This window comes from Erwinia plantamica (genome assembly GCF_043420595.1).
Classification (GTDB): Bacteria; Pseudomonadota; Gammaproteobacteria; order Enterobacterales; family Enterobacteriaceae; genus Erwinia; species Erwinia aeris.
Window position 1 is genome coordinate 318,362 of sequence record NZ_JBGCUC010000001.1, and the last position, 14,801, is coordinate 333,162.

Below are 14,801 nucleotides of genomic sequence, written 5' to 3' on the forward strand. Positions count from 1 at the left end.
CCCTTTTTATCGCTAAAGATTTAGCCTGTTTTATTCTGCCTGGAAAATTTACCCGGAAGCCCGTACCGGATTAAAGCTTTTATTTCCCCATTTCATCTCGCCTCGCTCATCCTCCTGCTGAATTTCCGCCATAGCTGCCTGCATAATATTCAGGCACTCTGCGGCTGGTTTACCTGCTTTTTTAAGCGCTTCCGTTGCCAGAGCGTAATATTTCAGCACAGAAGATTTCGTGTAAGACATGATGGCAGGTACAGAGCAAATGCTGCCGGAATCAAATCGCTGAACAAGCGTATCAGCGGATATCCCTATTTCTTCCGTTGCCTGAAGCGTTGCCAACGGCTTATTGATCAATGCAAAACTTATTGCCTCAACGAGCTCAATAGCCTGTGGGTCGGTAATTGAATGACTTATCGCTTTTATTTTTCCAGGCAATACCGCAATCGTCTGGCTATTCCCTTTTGCAATATTGCTAATAAATTGCCCCCAGTTTTCTTCGACCATCACTGAGCTACAGGCTGCGGAAGTGGAAAACAGACATAACGTCATCAACAAGAAAGATAGATTTTTCATCTTATTACCTCCAGCTCTCTGTCATGGGAAGACCAGATACGATCCCGGGTCGCAGACCTCAGGATAATACATCCCTGGGAAGCAAAGCCTGCTGGTTTGCCTATACGTTCGCCATGAATACGAAACTCCGTGCGCCCAAAGGTTTCACCAGTGATTTGCCTGAGCACGATCGTCATTGGCCCTTTTGTGTGGGTACGCTGCGTGATACGCCATTTACCACGCGGGATCGGCCCCATTCCTCTTACCTGCTGTCGGTCGGGATTATTCTTATTGGTCAGCACACCTGAATAACCACGGTCGATATACTCGCTATCGTGATAAAGATTTCCCGTAGATTGCTGATAAATCCATGCCATGTGCATTATCCTTATACAAATCTGTGCGGTTCCAGGTGGCCTGATTAGGTGATTTAGCCACCAGGATATGCCAAAATTATTCTGGTTTAGCTGAAGCGGACTGCCCCTTATACGCTCTATCCTTTTCGAAAATAAGTAGCATAATGAGTGGAATACCCGCCGTTATTCCCCCCTCTTCCTGAAAAGCGGGCAACGTATTTTCATCACACATTGCGCCGCAAAAAAATGATTAAGTTCACCTTATTGCACTATTTACGTTTTGTCTGTTATGACAAACCGCTCCCTGATGCCGTCGCCTGCCCTACAATGACTTCTGTAACCTGCCGCCCATGCCGCAACGACCTTTTCCGCAGACTTGCGTAACCCATCGCCAATCCCGCACCATCCTTACCGCCACGCCGCTGCCTGACCGCAGTAAGAGGCCATGCGGATAAGCGGACTGATTCATCCTGTTTATCAGGAACTGCACAAAATATTTGAAAATAACACCGTTATATAATAATACTGCCGAGCTACTTTCGTCCCCCACCTTCTGACCGCATTGTTATTTAATTATCGGAAGTTAAACAGGATTAATGCTGAGTTCTTTGCAGACAATAAATAGCCGTGCGATCTCACGCCCCTTGCTTGCGGCCTGCCTCACAAAAAAATAAGCAACACCTGTTTATTTTCATCTTATTTTACGAGCAGCTTTCCATAACTAAATAAAGGCACAATCCTTTGAAAGAAAACGATCTATGGAGTATTGACGGCGTAAAGAAAAAGCATAGAGTTGATGGGCGACGCCTGAAGCGAAGCAGAAATAGCGAAGCCCGCCAGTGGTGGAACACTGACGAGCCTCTGACCACAATGTTAAAAGGAGTAACATGATGGCTGTAAAACAGTGTACCCAAACTCGCCCTGATTTTACAAATTTTTCCTCGCTACCCGCGGGAATGGACTTTATCGATCTGGCGGAATATAACGAGCGTCTGGTTGCCGCCTTAATGGAAACGGATAATGATATGGAGCGTCTTTCTCTTTATAAAAAAATGGCCGCCAGCCTTGAACAGCTGGCGACGACTTATGAAGAACCGGTGCCTGACGAGCGCCTTCCACAGCTAACGGCGTCGAATATTACGGCTTTTCATCCTGTCACTTTTATTACAGAATCAGAAAGACTCACCCAATATTGCCAGGCTTTAACCCGGCTATTAATTCACAACCTGATTGATGCGGAAGCCAGACTGACGCTCAACGATCTGCTGTTCGATCTGGTTAATTATCAGGTGGACGAGCTGAAAGCGCCGCGCTATATGGAAACCTGGAACGGTTTAGTCCAGGTTCGCTAAATTCGCCGGGAAAGACAGGCCGCATTCAGTCCGCAGCGGTCTGTTCTTTTGCTTTTCTTTAGTGCCGCAGCGACCTTTGCAACCTATCGCCCTTCTCGCCTGCTCCACAGCGACCTTTGTAACCCGCCCCTTACTGCCTGCCATTCACCCCGCAGAGACTTCTGTAACCTGCCTCTAATCGCAACGACCTTTTCCCGCAGACTTACGTAACCTATCGCCAATCCCGCCTTTGCAACCTATTGCCGATCTCACCGCCGTTCTTACCGCCACACCGCTGCCAGACCGCAGTAAGGGGCAGTGCGGATAAGCGGACCGTTTGGCGCAGGGAAGCGCCAACCGAGCCTCCACGGATGGATTTACGGCGCGTCCGTGTTCCGCACCGACCCTTGCTGCCTGCTACCCATGCCGCAGCGACCTTTTACCACAGCCAACTTTTACCAAAGCGACTTCTGTAACCTGCCTCCATGCCGCAGCGATTTTCTTCCGCAGACTTGCGTAACCCGTCGCCAAACCCACACCATTCTTACCGCCACGCCGCTGCCTGACCGCGGTAAGGGGCCGTGCGGATAAGCGGACCGTTTGGCGCAGGGACGCGCCAACCGAGCCTCCACGGATGGATTTACGGCGCGTCCGTGTTCCGTGCCGTCCCTTGCTGCCTGCTACCCATGCCGCAGCGACCTTTTACCACAGCCAACTTTTACCAAAGCGACTTCTGTAACCTGCCTCTAATCGCAACGACCTTTTCCCGCAGACTTGCGTAACCTATCGCCAATACCGCCTTTGCAACCTATCGCCGATCTCACCGCCATTCTTACCGCCACACCGCTGCCTGACCGCGGTAAGGGGCAGTGCGGATAAGCGGACCGTTTGGCGCAGGGACGCGCCAACCGAGCCTCCACGGATGGATTTACGGCGCGTCCGTGTTCCGCACCGTCCCTTGCTGCCTGCCACTTGACCCGCAGCGACTTCTGTAACCTGCCCCAAGTCACAGCGGCTTTTCTCCGGCTTCAGAACGCAAAAAAGGGGCGAATCGCTTCGCCCCTTTCTGCACTGCCTGCTTTTGCCCTGCACTGCCTGGCTTTGCCCGCCAGGCTACCGGTAATTCACCATCACTTCATTACTCAGCACGCGCAGCGTCTGAGGCAGCCGACCTTGTCCCTGCACGCCATAGACAAAGTGCAGCGTTTCTCCGGCATGAATATTGGTTAACCCTCGCGTCGCGCCGCTCGCGCCGTCAAGCGGCACGCAACGCCTTTCGGCACAAAGCCAGGCGGCAAAACCGGAAGGCATTGGGCCGGTCAGCTCATAGCGCCAGCTGATCTCCGTTATCGCGCCGGTCACCGTCTCCGACGCCTTCAGCGCGGGCGACGTTAACTGCATCCCGCGATTCAGCAATCCCGGCCCCGGCGCGGAGGCGTGCCAGGCGCCGCCGGCAGCCAACGCCAGCTGTGGCAGACAGCACAAAAACAGCAGCGCCTTTTTCATCAATGACCACCGATAGTCGACGTCATGCGGATCTGACGATTATCGGTCAGCTCCAGGTTAGAAATCACCATCAGCTGCGGCAGGTTGCGACGCAGGAAGCGGGCCAGCAGCGCGCGCAACGGATGGTTAACCAACAGCACCGGCGGCGCGCCCAGCGACTCCTGATGCGCCAGCGCGCCCTGCGCCTGCGCCAGCAAACGATCTGCCAGGCCCGGCTCCAGACCGCCGCCGCCCTGCAACGCCTGCAGCAGCAGACGTTCCAGCGTGGTATCCAGTCCGATAACCTGCACTTCGCCGTTGCCCGGATACCACTGCTGGGTAATCGCCCGGCCCAGCGCCACGCGCACTACGGAAGTCAGCTCGTGCGGATCGGTCTGCACGGTCGCATGCTCCGCCAGCGTTTCAATAATGGTGCGCATATCGCGGATGGAAACGCGCTCCGACAGCAAATTCTGCAACACCTTATGCAGCGTGGTCAGCGTAATCACGCCAGGGATTAAATCTTCCGTCAGCTTCGGCATATCCTGGGTAACGCGATCCAGCAGCTGCTGCGCTTCCTGACGGCCAAACAGCTCGCTGGCGTACTGGCCAATCAAATGGTTCAGGTGCGTAGCGACTACGGTACTCGCTTCCACTACGGTATAACCCTGGATCTGCGCCTGCTCTTTCAGCGCGCTGTCGATCCAGATAGCGGCCAGACCAAAGGCTGGATCCACCGTCACTTCGCCCGGCAGCGTGCCTGCGGCGGTGCCGGGGTTGATCGCCATCCAGCGGCCCGGATAGGCGTCGCCGCTGCCGATTTCTACGCCCTTCATCAGAATACGGTAGCGCGCTGGCGGCAGCTCCATATTGTCGCGGATATGCACCACCGGCGGCAGAAAGCCCATCTCCTGCGCGAATTTCTTACGAATGCTGCGGATACGACCCAGCAACTCGCCATCCTGCGTATTGTCCACCATGGGGATCAGTCGATAGCCGACTTCCATGCCCAGCGTGTCTTCCAGCTGCACATCGGTCCAGGACGCTTCTACATTCACCGGCGTTTCCGCGCTTTTCACCATGCTGCTCTGCGGCATGGCTTTCGGTTTGGTCTCCTGACCGCGCATATACCACGCAAGGCCCAGCAGCGCGGCGGTAAACAGCAGGAACACCAGGTTCGGCATTCCCGGGATCAGACCCAGTAAACCCAGCACGCCTGCGCTCAGCATCATCACGCGTGGATTTTTGAACAGCTGGGTAACCATCTGCTCGCCAACGTCCTGATCGGTCGCCACGCGGGTCACGATAACGCCGGCTGCGGTTGAGATAACCAGCGCCGGGATCTGAGCAACCAGACCGTCACCGATGGTCAGCAGCGTATAGGTTTCACCTGCGTGGCCCACGTCCATACCATGCTGCACCACGCCCACCAGCAGACCGCCGATAACGTTGATGACCATGATCATAATGCCCGCGACGGCGTCGCCGCGAACGAACTTACTCGCACCGTCCATTGACCCGTAGAAGTCCGCTTCCTGGGTGACTTCCGCACGGCGTTTTTTCGCTTCGTCTTCACCAATCAGACCGGCGTTCAGGTCGGCGTCGATCGCCATCTGCTTACCGGGCATCCCGTCCAGCACAAAGCGCGCGCCCACTTCGGCGATACGGCCAGCACCCTTGGTGATAACCATAAAGTTGATGATAACGAGGATGATAAAAACCACGATACCGATGGCGAAGTTGCCGCCCACCAGAAAGTGCCCGAAGGCCTCAACCACCTGTCCGGCCGCCGCCGCGCCCGTATGCCCTTCCATCAGGATGATACGGGTTGAGGCGACGTTCAGCGCCAGGCGCAACAGGGTGGAGAAAAGCAGAATGGTCGGAAACGCAGCGAACTCCAGCGTTTTCTGGGTAAACATCGCTACCAGCAGCACCATTATCGACAGCGCGATATTAAAGGTGAACAGCAGATCGAGGATGAACGGCGGCAACGGCAGCACCATCATCGCCAGGATCATCATAATCAATACCGGCCCGGCCATAATCTGCCATTGGGTATCTTTCATATTCGGTAAGCGCAACAATGTGGCCAGATTCGCCATCAGTCTTTCTCTCCAGAGCCAAAGTCCAGCGCTTCCGGCACCGGTAAATTAGCAGGTTTTTTCGGGGCCAGGCCGCCTTCCAGCTTCCAGCGACGGAGCTGCCAGACCCAGGCCAGCACTTCTGCAACAGCCGCATATAACGTACCGGGAATATGCTGACCAATTTCACTATGTCGATAGAGCGCGCGCGCCAGCGGCGGCGCTTCTAAGACGGGAATACGGTGTTCTTTGCCTAACTCACGAATACGCAGCGCCACTTCGCCCGCGCCTTTCGCTACCACTTTCGGCGCGCTCATCTTCCGTTCGTCATACTGCAAGGCGACGGAATAGTGCGTCGGGTTGGTCACGATAACGTCCGCTTTCGGCACGTCCGCCATCATGCGTCGGCGGGCCGCCGCGCGCATCTGCTGACGAATACGCCCCTTAACGTGCGGATCGCCTTCCTGCTGTTTATATTCGTCACGGATTTCCTGGCGGGTCATGCGCAGCCCTTTGTAGTAGCTGTACAGCTGCCAGAAAACGTCAAATCCCACCATCGGCGACAGGCCCAGCACCACCAGCACGCAGCACATGGCAATCATGTTCAGCGAGCTGGCCAGCGCCGTATAGGGCGATTCGCTGATCAGGCGCATCATTTCCGGCCAGTTATGGCTGACATACAGCCAGGTCACGCAGCCGACCAGCACCGCTTTCAGAATCGATTTCACCAGTTCCGTCGCGGTCTGCGCGGAGACCAGCTTGGCTAAGCCTTTAATCGGATTCATCTTGCCAACGTCGAACTTAATCGCTTTGCCGCTGATCAGCACGCCGCCCAGCAGCATCGGCGCGGCAATCGCTACCAGCACCAGCCCCGCCATCATCGGCAGCAGCGTATACACCGCCTGCACAAAAAGTCTGCCGATCAGGTGCAGCATCTGGCTGGTATCGCTGACCACCGAGTGGTTGAACACTAATCCCTGAGCCAGCAGCTGACCGATTTTGCGGGCCATGCTTTCGCCGCCCATCCACAAAATACCCAACCCCGCCACCAGCATCAGCACCGAGGTCAGCTCGCGCGAGCGCGGAACCTGCCCTTCTTCTCGCGCTTTTTCAAGTCGGTGGGGGGTTGCGGATTCGGTCTTTTCCTCTTCGCTGTCACCAGACACAGGCTATCCTCAGGGAATTTCTGGAGTACGGAATGAATGCGGTTAGGATGCCAAAAAGGCGCAGGGATGATGCCGCGAGTAAACGCGTAAAAAGGGGGTTATTCAGGTAATAGCAAAAAAGGGCCGATAAGGATCGGCCCTGAGCGGAAGGACAAGCTTAAAACCCGAGGCTGTCGAGCAGGTCGTCGACCTGATCCTGGTTAGCCACCACGCCGGGTGCTTCACCGTTAATCTGCGGGCCGTTTTTCAGGCTGTCCGCATCTTTCTTCGGACGGGCAGGCTGTTCCGGCATGTTTTCCAACAGCACCATCAACAGCTGACGCTCGATTTCCTGGATCACATCCATCATGCGCTTGATGACCTGACCGGTCAGATCCTGGAAATCCTGCGCCATCATGATTTCCATCAGCTGCGCGTTGGTGAAGCTCGTATGCTGCGGCACCGATTCCAGATAACCACGGGTATCCGAAACCAGCGAGCGGGCATCTGCCAGTTCGATAGGATTCTCAAACCACTCATCCCAACGGCCTTTCAGCGCTTTAGCTCCATTCTCCATCTCTGTCTGACGTGGCTGCGCGGCTTCCACACAGTTCAGCGCGCGTTCAGCCGCCTGAGCGGTCATTTGCACTACGTAGTCCAGGCGATCGCGGGCGTCGGGAATGGCTTCCGCCGCTTCAGCAATGGCCTGATCCAGTCCCAGCTCACGCAGGCTGTCGCGCAGCATCCGCGTCAACGAACCAATTCGGGAGATAATGTCGTTCGCGGAAGCCGCGTCGACACTTGGTTTCGGAAGTTCGCTCATCTCGGCTCCTTACATACCCAGCTTTTCGAAGATCTTGCCTAACTTCTCTTCAAGGGTCGCTGCGGTAAAAGGTTTAACGACATAGCCGCTGGCACCCGCCTGAGCAGCCGCAATAATGTTCTCTTTTTTGGCTTCGGCCGTGACCATCAGCACCGGCAGCTTGCCGAGCGTGCCGTCTGCACGAATGGTTTGCAGCAGCTGCAGACCGTCCATGTTTGGCATGTTCCAGTCAGAAATCACGAAGTCAAAGCCGCCGGCACGCAGCTTAGCCAGCGCGTCAACGCCGTCTTCTGCTTCTTCAACGTTATTGAAGCCGAGCTCTTTCAGCAGGTTACGGACGATACGACGCATCGTGTTGAAATCGTCGACCACCAGAAACCGCATATTTTTGTCAGCCATAATTACTCCTGTTTGTGTAGCCCCGCGGGACGGGCGCTGCGTTAGATACGTAATGCCTGTCCGGCGCTAATTTTTGCCAGCATGTGCTGGCTGATTTGGTGGAGATCCACCACTTCACTGGCGCCCCCGAGCGCAATTGCTTCGCGGGGCATACCAAATACGACACAGCTCGCTTCGTTCTGGGCGATGGTCCACGCGCCTGCTTTGTTCATGGTCAGCAGGCCTGCGGCGCCGTCGTTGCCCATACCGGTCAGGATCACGCCAACGGCGTTGCGACCGGCATACTGCGCGACTGATTTAAATAACACGTCTACCGAAGGCTTATGCCGATTGACCGGCGGGCCGTCGTGCAGTTTTACCTGATAGTTTGCGCCGCTGCGTGCCAGCTCCATGTGCATCGCGCCCGGCGCGATATAGGCATGGCCCGGCAGCACGCGCTCGCCGTCTTCTGCCTCTTTTACCGTGATCTGACACAGCTTATTCAGCCGTTCGGCAAAAGAGCGGGTGAAGCCTGGCGGCATATGCTGCGTAATCATCAGCGCCGGACTGGTGGCCGGCAGCGGCTGCAACACATGCCTGATCGCTTCCGTACCGCCCGTAGAGGCGCCGATAGCGATCAGCTTTTCACTGCTCAGCATCGGCCCGGCCTTCAGCATCACCGGCGCTGGCTGCGTCCGACGCACGTGCAGCTTCGCCCTTGAAGCGGCGCGCACCTTATCGGCAATCATCTGGCTGTAGGCCAGCATGCCTTCGCGGATACCCAACGACGGCTTGGTGACAAAATCCACCGCGCCCAGCTCCAGCGCGCGCAGCGTCACTTCGGAGCCCTGGCCGGTCAGCGAAGAGACCATCACCACCGGCATCGGCCGCAGGCGCATCAGCTTTTCCAGAAAATCCAGTCCGTCCATGCGCGGCATTTCCACGTCCAGCGTCAGCACGTCGGGATTGAATTCTTTAATTAAATCGCGAGCCACCAACGGATCGGGCGCCGTCGCCACCATCTCCATGTCCGAATGACTGTTAATAATCTCCGTCATCAACTGACGCATCAGCGAAGAGTCATCAACACATAACACTTTGATTTTGCCCATTATCTTTCCTTAGTCAGCCCGTAAACCGTCTGGCCTCGCAGGTAAAACTCTTTGCTGATCTGGCTGAAGTTTTCAGAGTGTCCGGCAAAAAGAATGCCGCCAGGTTTCAGCATCGGGACAAAACGCCGCAGGATCTTTTCCTGCGTCTCTTTGTCGAAATAGATCATTACGTTGCGGCAAAAAATCGCGTCGAACGGGCCGGGAACGGCCCACTCGTTGCCCAGCAGGTTGAGCTGGGAAAATGTAATGGTGTTAGCCAGTTCAGGCCGTACGCGCACCATGCCAGCGTGCGGGCCGGTACCGCGAAAGAAGAAGCGTTGCAGCTGCTGAGGCGACAGCGTGCGCAGCTCTTCCTGGCGATAGACGCCCGACAGCGCTTTTTCCAGCACCTGGGTATCGATATCGCTGGCGTGAACCTGGAACTTGCCTGCGCCTAACGTTTCCGCCAGCGTCATGGCGATGGAGTAAGGCTCCTCGCCCGTCGACGCCGCCGCGCACCAGACGTTGAAACTGCCGCCGCGCCGCCTGGCGTGATCGGCCAGAATCGGAAAGTGATGCGCCTCGCGAAAGAACGCCGTCAGGTTAGTGGTCAGCGAGTTGATAAAGGCCTGCCACTCTGCACTGCCGGAATCACTCTCCAGCAGCGCCAGGTAACGACCAAAATCGTCGATGCCTAACGTCCGTAACCGGCGCACCAGGCGGTTATAAACCATCTCGCGCTTATGGTCGGCGAGAACAATGCCGGCCCGCTGATAAATAAGCTGGCTGATGCGCTTAAAGTGCGCATCGGATAACGGCAGGCGCTGTACCATCTGTGACAACAGCGTTGCGTTCTCCGGCGGTGCTACCAACGTCGATTTTTTCATCCAGATCCACCCTGCAAAGTACAGATTAAGGGGTTAAAACAGTGTGTTCCCTGTGGGTCAGTATCCGAGGCGGTTTGCCTTCTCCTGAACCAACCCGAGCGTGCCTGGGCTGCTGCCGCTTCCACTACCAGCGCGGCGTTCTGTTGCTCTGCTTTGCATCGTCCGGTGGCTATGACACTGGCTAACTACAAATTCAGATTGCTTAACTGTTTATCGGCAGCAATTCGATCTTCCTGAGGCCAAATTGCGTTAAAGCCTTATTTTTTACTGCCTGCCGTCTTAATAACCAGCCTCGCGCCGCCCTCCACAGACGGCGGCGCGGGGTTCAGGGATTAGAACGTTTCCCAGTTATCGTTGGAAACCGGGGCGGCCTGCGCTTTCTTCGGCGCGGCGGCAACGGCCATCGGCTTGCTGATAGCCTGCACGACGCTGTCCTTACGAATGCGGAACACGGCGACGGCCTGGGTCAGACGGCTGGCCTGCACTTCCAGCGCGGCGGCGGCGGCGGCAGATTCCTCAACCAGCGAGGCGTTCTGCTGCGTCACGCGATCCATCTCGGTTACGGCGATGCCAACCTGATCGATACCGCGACTCTGCTCGCCCGATGCGGAAGCGATTTCGCCCATGATGTCGGTCACGCGGGTAACGGCGTTCACAATATCCGCCATCGTTTCACCCGCGCTTTCCACCAGCTGCGATCCGGTATCGACACGCGCCACGGAATCTTCAATCAGGCCTTTGATTTCTTTGGCGGCCTGCGCGCTGCGCTGCGCCAGGTTACGGACTTCACCAGCCACGACCGCAAAGCCACGGCCCTGTTCGCCCGCGCGCGCTGCCTCTACCGCAGCGTTCAACGCGAGAATGTTGGTCTGGAAGGCGATGCCGTCGATTACGCTGGTAATATCGGCGATTTTCTTCGAGCTGCCCGCTATATCGCTCATAGTTTTCACCACGCCGTCCACCACCTTGCCGCCCTTCTGCGCCGTTTCCGACGCGCTCAGCGCCAGCTGCGAAGCCTGACGGGCGTTTTCGGCGTTCTGCTTCACGGTAGCGGTCAGCTGCTCCATGCTCGCGGCGGTTTCTTCCAGCGAGGCGGCCTGCTGCTCGGTACGCGAAGAGAGATCGTTGTTGCCCGCAGAAATTTCGCTCGCGCCGGTATAGATAGCGTCAGAGCCGTCGCGCACGTCGCTGACGGTACGCACCAGCGACTGCTGCATATCGCGCAGGCTTTCCGCCAACAGCGTCATTTCGCTACGGCCTTCCACTTCAATGGTCTGCGTCAGGTCGCCGCTGGCGATGTGACGAATGTGCTCGATATTGCTGTTCAGCGGCAGCAGCAGCAGTTTACGGATGCCGCTCCACGCCAGCGCGATGACCGCAGCGGAAACCAGCAGCACGCCCAGCAGCAGCCAGATAGTCTGGTGGTAAGCATCTTCATTGGTTTTAATACCCTGCGCCGTCAGCTGATTAACGACTTCCAGCCAGTGGTTATAAGCCTGCTGGAACTGTTCCTGATAGCTTTGGGTCGGCTGCGCGACGAAGTCGTCAAAACGGCCGGTTTCCATCATCACAATCAGCTCGGAAAGCGCGGTGTGGAACTGCTTGTAGTTAGCCAGCAGCGTCTGCACGTCCTCCGCTTTTTTGCCGTCTTCGGTCAGCGTGGCGTTGAACACCGCCAGGGATTTATCGGCAGCGGCCAGGTCGGCCTTTGCCTGCGTCATCAGATCGGTGGCAGAGGTGCCCGCGCCCGATTTGCTGACATCCTGCAGGTAACGAATACCGGCGCGGTTCAGCGTGTTGCGTGCCTGCACCAGCGACACCCATGAGTTGCCCATGGACTGTTGCAGGATGCGCATCTGCTGACTTAATTCAAAATTCTGTTTGTCGCTGTGCACGGCTTTGAAGAACAAACCGCCGGTCCCCAGCTGCAATACAGCAAACAACACCAGCACGCTCACCAGGCCGGTCACTACTTTTATACTCTTGAACATAACTACCTCAGTTGGGGGCTATTTGTTTTAGTTATCGGCAGACGCGGGGGGATCTTTATTGAGCTGTAGGGCGCTTTCCGGAAAGCACTACAGGGCTGTGCCGATGTGTCTGGTTCATGCAGAACGGCTGGTTAATTGTTTTGGAAAACCTCTGCCAGGCACGATTTCCTGCCGGTATCGGCAGCCAGAAAGGTGGCTTGTGGCGACGGCTTCCTTCTACCCGCCTCGCGACGGCTAAAAAGAAGCCCGCTCGGGCACGGTGCCGGAGCGGGCTGATTAACATGCTGTTAAGGATTAAGCGCTTGTGCTCTTTACTTAAAACGTTTCCCAGTTGCCTTCTTCAGCGCCTGGCGCGGCGGCTTTACGCAACGCGGGCTTCAGCGTACGCGGCGCAGGCGCAGCGACGCGAGCGGCCTGCTCTTTACGTACGCGGAACACGGCAACGGCCTGAGTCAGACGGCTGGCCTGATCTTCCAGCGCGGCGGCGGCCGTGGCGGACTCTTCCACCAGCGAGGCGTTCTGCTGCGTCACGCGATCCATCTCGGTTACGGCGGTGCCAACCTGGTCGATACCGCGGCTCTGCTCGTCGGAAGCAGAGGCGATTTCACCCATGATGTCGGTCACGCGGGTAACGGCGTTGACGATATCGTTCATGGTTTCACCGGCGGTGCCCACCAGGACGGAACCGCTGTCCACGCGCGCCACGGAATCTTCAATCAGACCTTTGATTTCTTTGGCGGCCTGCGCGCTGCGCTGCGCCAGGTTACGGACTTCACCGGCCACGACCGCAAAGCCACGGCCCTGTTCGCCGGCACGCGCTGCCTCTACCGCGGCGTTCAGCGCCAGAATATTGGTCTGGAAGGCGATGCCGTCGATCACGCTGGTAATATCGGCGATCTTCTTCGAGCTGCCCGCGATGTCGCTCATGGTTTTCACCACGCCGTCCACCACCTTGCCGCCCTTCTGCGCCGTTTCCGACGCGCTCAGCGCCAGCTGCGAAGCCTGACGGGCGTTTTCGGCGTTCTGCTTCACGGTAGCGGTCAGCTGCTCCATGCTCGCGGCGGTTTCTTCCAGCGAGGCGGCCTGCTGCTCGGTACGGGCAGAAAGATCGTTGTTGCCCGCCGCGATTTCGCTTGCGCCGGTATAGATAGCGTCGGAGCCGTCGCGCACGTCGCTGACGGTACGCACCAGCGCCTGCTGCATCTCTTTCAGGCTGTTGGCCAGCTGCGCCATTTCGTTACGGCCTTCCACTTCAATCGTGTGGGTCAGGTCGCCGCCGGCGATATGGCTGATGTGCGCGATATTTTCCTGCAGCGGCTTGATCAGCACGGAACGCAGACCGACCCAGCACAGCGCGATCAGCGCGACAACCAGCGCCATGACCGTGCCAATCACCCACAGCATTTTGGTATAGGCGCTTTCGTTATCCGCCACGCCTTTCGTGGTCAGCACGTTCTGCGCGTTACGCCAGGCCTGGTAGGCATCCTGCATATCGTTCTGCTTCTGCTCGATATTCATCTTGAACATCTCGGCCAGCTGCCTGTTTTCCATCAGCGTCACCATCTGGCCCAGCGCTTTGGAATAGGTTTCGTAATTTTTTTCTAACGCTTCGGTGATCAGCGGATCCATCCCTTTGGTATTGGGAATGCCCTGGTAGCGCGCATAAGATTTATCAGCATCAGCCAGCAGCGATTTGCTCTGGTTGCTGATATCGGTCAGCGAGGCGCTGTTAATGCTGTTGGCCGTTTCGCTTTGCAGGCGCAACATGCCGCGGTTAATGCTAATACGGGTCTGATTTAGCGCAACCCAGGCGTCAGTAAAAGCGGCGACGTTCTCACTGGAGTTCTGAGCAATAGAAAAGTTAGTTTTATCGCTGGTCAGCGCGTTAATAAATAATCCGCCCGCCAACAATTGGAGTGAGCCGAATACCAGCAGCACTAACAGCAGGCTGGTGACGACCTTAATGCGTTTAAACATAGGGTACCCTTGGTAGAAGTAAAATGAATCAACACCGAATATATCGGCGTAAATTAATGGAACTTTATGTGCGCCCGAAACAGATTTACTGAAGTGATACTTTAATAACTAAATTAATTATCCAGCCGCAAGACTTTATTCAAACCATAAAAAACACCCTGCCAGCATAATACCAACAGGGTGCCTGATACTTTATTTAAGGCGGCAATTACGCGCTGCGCAGCGTATCCATCAGCGCCATCTCTTCGCTGTTCAACAGCTTCTCGATGTCGACCAAAATCAGCATACGTTCGCCCAGCGCGCCCAGGCCGGTCAGGTATTCGGTCGACATGGTGACCGCAAACTCTGGCGAAGGACGGATCTGATCGGTGGTCAGCGACAGCACGTCGGACACGCCGTCAACCACGATACCAACCACGCGCTGCTCAAGATTCAGTACGATCACCACGGTATTATCGTTATAAACCACATCCGGCTGCGCGAATTTAATACGCAGGTCGATAATAGGCACGATAACGCCGCGCAAATTAGTGACGCCTTTAATAAAAGCAGGCGTGTTGGCGATGCGGGTTACCTGATCGTAACCACGGATCTCCTGCACTTTCAAAATATCAATGCCGTATTCTTCGTCACCCAGCGTAAATACCAGGAACTCCTGGCCTACGGTTTCGCCAGCGAGTTTAGTGACAGTTGCCATTCCAGTCATA

The 14,801-nt window shown here is 56.3% G+C and carries 13 protein-coding genes; 1 reads left to right on the forward strand and 12 read right to left on the reverse strand.

Features of this window, described 5'->3' with window-relative positions; all coding sequences use genetic code 11:
* Nucleotides 1–48 precede the first annotated feature (48 nt).
* Together AB3U87_RS01490 and AB3U87_RS01495 are read right to left on the reverse strand one after the other, a co-directional pair.
* Nucleotides 49–570, reverse strand: coding sequence for a hypothetical protein (locus AB3U87_RS01490; protein WP_394148156.1), 522 nt, complete (start codon nucleotides 568–570; stop codon nucleotides 49–51).
* Nucleotides 567–926 carry a tlde1 domain-containing protein gene (locus AB3U87_RS01495; RefSeq protein WP_394148158.1) on the reverse strand — a complete coding sequence of 120 codons (360 nt, stop codon included), beginning with the start codon at nucleotides 924–926 and terminating at the stop codon, nucleotides 567–569. The genes AB3U87_RS01490 and AB3U87_RS01495 overlap by 4 nt, the downstream gene beginning before the upstream one ends.
* A gap of 866 nt (nucleotides 927–1,792) precedes the next feature.
* On the opposite strand from AB3U87_RS01495, the gene AB3U87_RS01500 reads away from it, so the two are divergent.
* Nucleotides 1,793–2,257, forward strand: coding sequence for a hypothetical protein (locus tag AB3U87_RS01500; RefSeq protein WP_394148160.1), 465 nt, complete (start codon nucleotides 1,793–1,795; stop codon nucleotides 2,255–2,257).
* A gap of 1,092 nt (nucleotides 2,258–3,349) precedes the next feature.
* Here the strand turns inward: AB3U87_RS01500 and flhE are convergent.
* The 10 genes from flhE to cheW form a co-directional block, all read right to left on the reverse strand.
* A complete protein-coding gene (flhE, locus tag AB3U87_RS01505) occupies nucleotides 3,350–3,742 on the reverse strand; it encodes a flagellar protein FlhE (RefSeq protein ID WP_301252233.1) in 393 nt (130 codons plus the stop codon).
* Complete coding sequence (flhA, locus tag AB3U87_RS01510) at nucleotides 3,742–5,823, reverse strand: flagellar biosynthesis protein FlhA (RefSeq protein WP_369894558.1); 2,082 nt, start codon at nucleotides 5,821–5,823, stop codon at nucleotides 3,742–3,744. Before flhA ends, flhE begins: the two co-directional genes overlap by 1 nt.
* Nucleotides 5,823–6,968: a flagellar biosynthesis protein FlhB gene (gene flhB / locus AB3U87_RS01515; RefSeq protein WP_253460665.1), complete on the reverse strand. Its 1,146-nt coding sequence runs from the start codon at nucleotides 6,966–6,968 to the stop codon at nucleotides 5,823–5,825. The genes flhA and flhB overlap by 1 nt, the downstream gene beginning before the upstream one ends.
* Before the next feature lie 157 nt (nucleotides 6,969–7,125).
* Entirely contained in the window at nucleotides 7,126–7,770 is a 645-nt protein-coding gene (cheZ, locus tag AB3U87_RS01520) for a protein phosphatase CheZ (RefSeq protein ID WP_125287937.1), read from the reverse strand.
* Between the two features lie 9 nt (nucleotides 7,771–7,779).
* Complete coding sequence (gene cheY / locus AB3U87_RS01525) at nucleotides 7,780–8,169, reverse strand: chemotaxis response regulator CheY (protein WP_034935773.1); 390 nt, start codon at nucleotides 8,167–8,169, stop codon at nucleotides 7,780–7,782.
* A 41-nt stretch (nucleotides 8,170–8,210) separates the two neighbouring features.
* Nucleotides 8,211–9,260: a protein-glutamate methylesterase/protein-glutamine glutaminase gene (locus AB3U87_RS01530; RefSeq protein ID WP_394148164.1), complete on the reverse strand. Its 1,050-nt coding sequence runs from the start codon at nucleotides 9,258–9,260 to the stop codon at nucleotides 8,211–8,213.
* The gene (gene cheR / locus AB3U87_RS01535; RefSeq protein ID WP_253460659.1) at nucleotides 9,260–10,126 is read right to left on the reverse strand and encodes a protein-glutamate O-methyltransferase CheR; all 867 of its coding nucleotides are present in this window, start codon (nucleotides 10,124–10,126) and stop codon (nucleotides 9,260–9,262) included. Before cheR ends, AB3U87_RS01530 begins: the two co-directional genes overlap by 1 nt.
* A 332-nt stretch (nucleotides 10,127–10,458) precedes the next feature.
* Complete coding sequence (locus AB3U87_RS01540; protein WP_394148166.1) at nucleotides 10,459–12,117, reverse strand: methyl-accepting chemotaxis protein; 1,659 nt, start codon at nucleotides 12,115–12,117, stop codon at nucleotides 10,459–10,461.
* Nucleotides 12,118–12,432: 315 nt separating this feature from the next.
* Complete coding sequence (locus tag AB3U87_RS01545) at nucleotides 12,433–14,094, reverse strand: methyl-accepting chemotaxis protein (RefSeq protein ID WP_394148168.1); 1,662 nt, start codon at nucleotides 14,092–14,094, stop codon at nucleotides 12,433–12,435.
* Nucleotides 14,095–14,302: 208 nt separating this feature from the next.
* On the reverse strand, nucleotides 14,303–14,800 hold the full coding sequence (gene cheW / locus AB3U87_RS01550) for a chemotaxis protein CheW (protein WP_125287941.1): 498 nt from the start codon (nucleotides 14,798–14,800) through the stop codon (nucleotides 14,303–14,305).
* Nucleotide 14,801: the final 1 nt, after the last annotated feature.

Excerpts from the sequence above, each read along its gene's own strand:
- AB3U87_RS01490 (WP_394148156.1), bottom strand. The coding sequence starts at position 570 with ATGAAAAATCTATCTTTCTTGTTGATGACGTTATGTCTGTTTTCCACT.
- AB3U87_RS01495 (WP_394148158.1), bottom strand. The coding sequence starts at position 926 with ATGGCATGGATTTATCAGCAATCTACGGGAAATCTTTATCACGATAGC.
- AB3U87_RS01500 (WP_394148160.1), top strand. The coding sequence starts at position 1,793 with ATGATGGCTGTAAAACAGTGTACCCAAACTCGCCCTGATTTTACAAAT.
- flhE (WP_301252233.1), bottom strand. The coding sequence starts at position 3,742 with ATGAAAAAGGCGCTGCTGTTTTTGTGCTGTCTGCCACAGCTGGCGTTG.
- flhA (WP_369894558.1), bottom strand. The coding sequence starts at position 5,823 with ATGGCGAATCTGGCCACATTGTTGCGCTTACCGAATATGAAAGATACC.
- cheZ (WP_125287937.1), bottom strand. The coding sequence starts at position 7,770 with ATGAGCGAACTTCCGAAACCAAGTGTCGACGCGGCTTCCGCGAACGAC.
- cheY (WP_034935773.1), bottom strand. The coding sequence starts at position 8,169 with ATGGCTGACAAAAATATGCGGTTTCTGGTGGTCGACGATTTCAACACG.
- AB3U87_RS01530 (WP_394148164.1), bottom strand. The coding sequence starts at position 9,260 with ATGGGCAAAATCAAAGTGTTATGTGTTGATGACTCTTCGCTGATGCGT.
- cheR (WP_253460659.1), bottom strand. The coding sequence starts at position 10,126 with ATGAAAAAATCGACGTTGGTAGCACCGCCGGAGAACGCAACGCTGTTG.
- AB3U87_RS01540 (WP_394148166.1), bottom strand. The coding sequence starts at position 12,117 with ATGTTCAAGAGTATAAAAGTAGTGACCGGCCTGGTGAGCGTGCTGGTG.
- AB3U87_RS01545 (WP_394148168.1), bottom strand. The coding sequence starts at position 14,094 with ATGTTTAAACGCATTAAGGTCGTCACCAGCCTGCTGTTAGTGCTGCTG.
- cheW (WP_125287941.1), bottom strand. The coding sequence starts at position 14,800 with ATGACTGGAATGGCAACTGTCACTAAACTCGCTGGCGAAACCGTAGGC.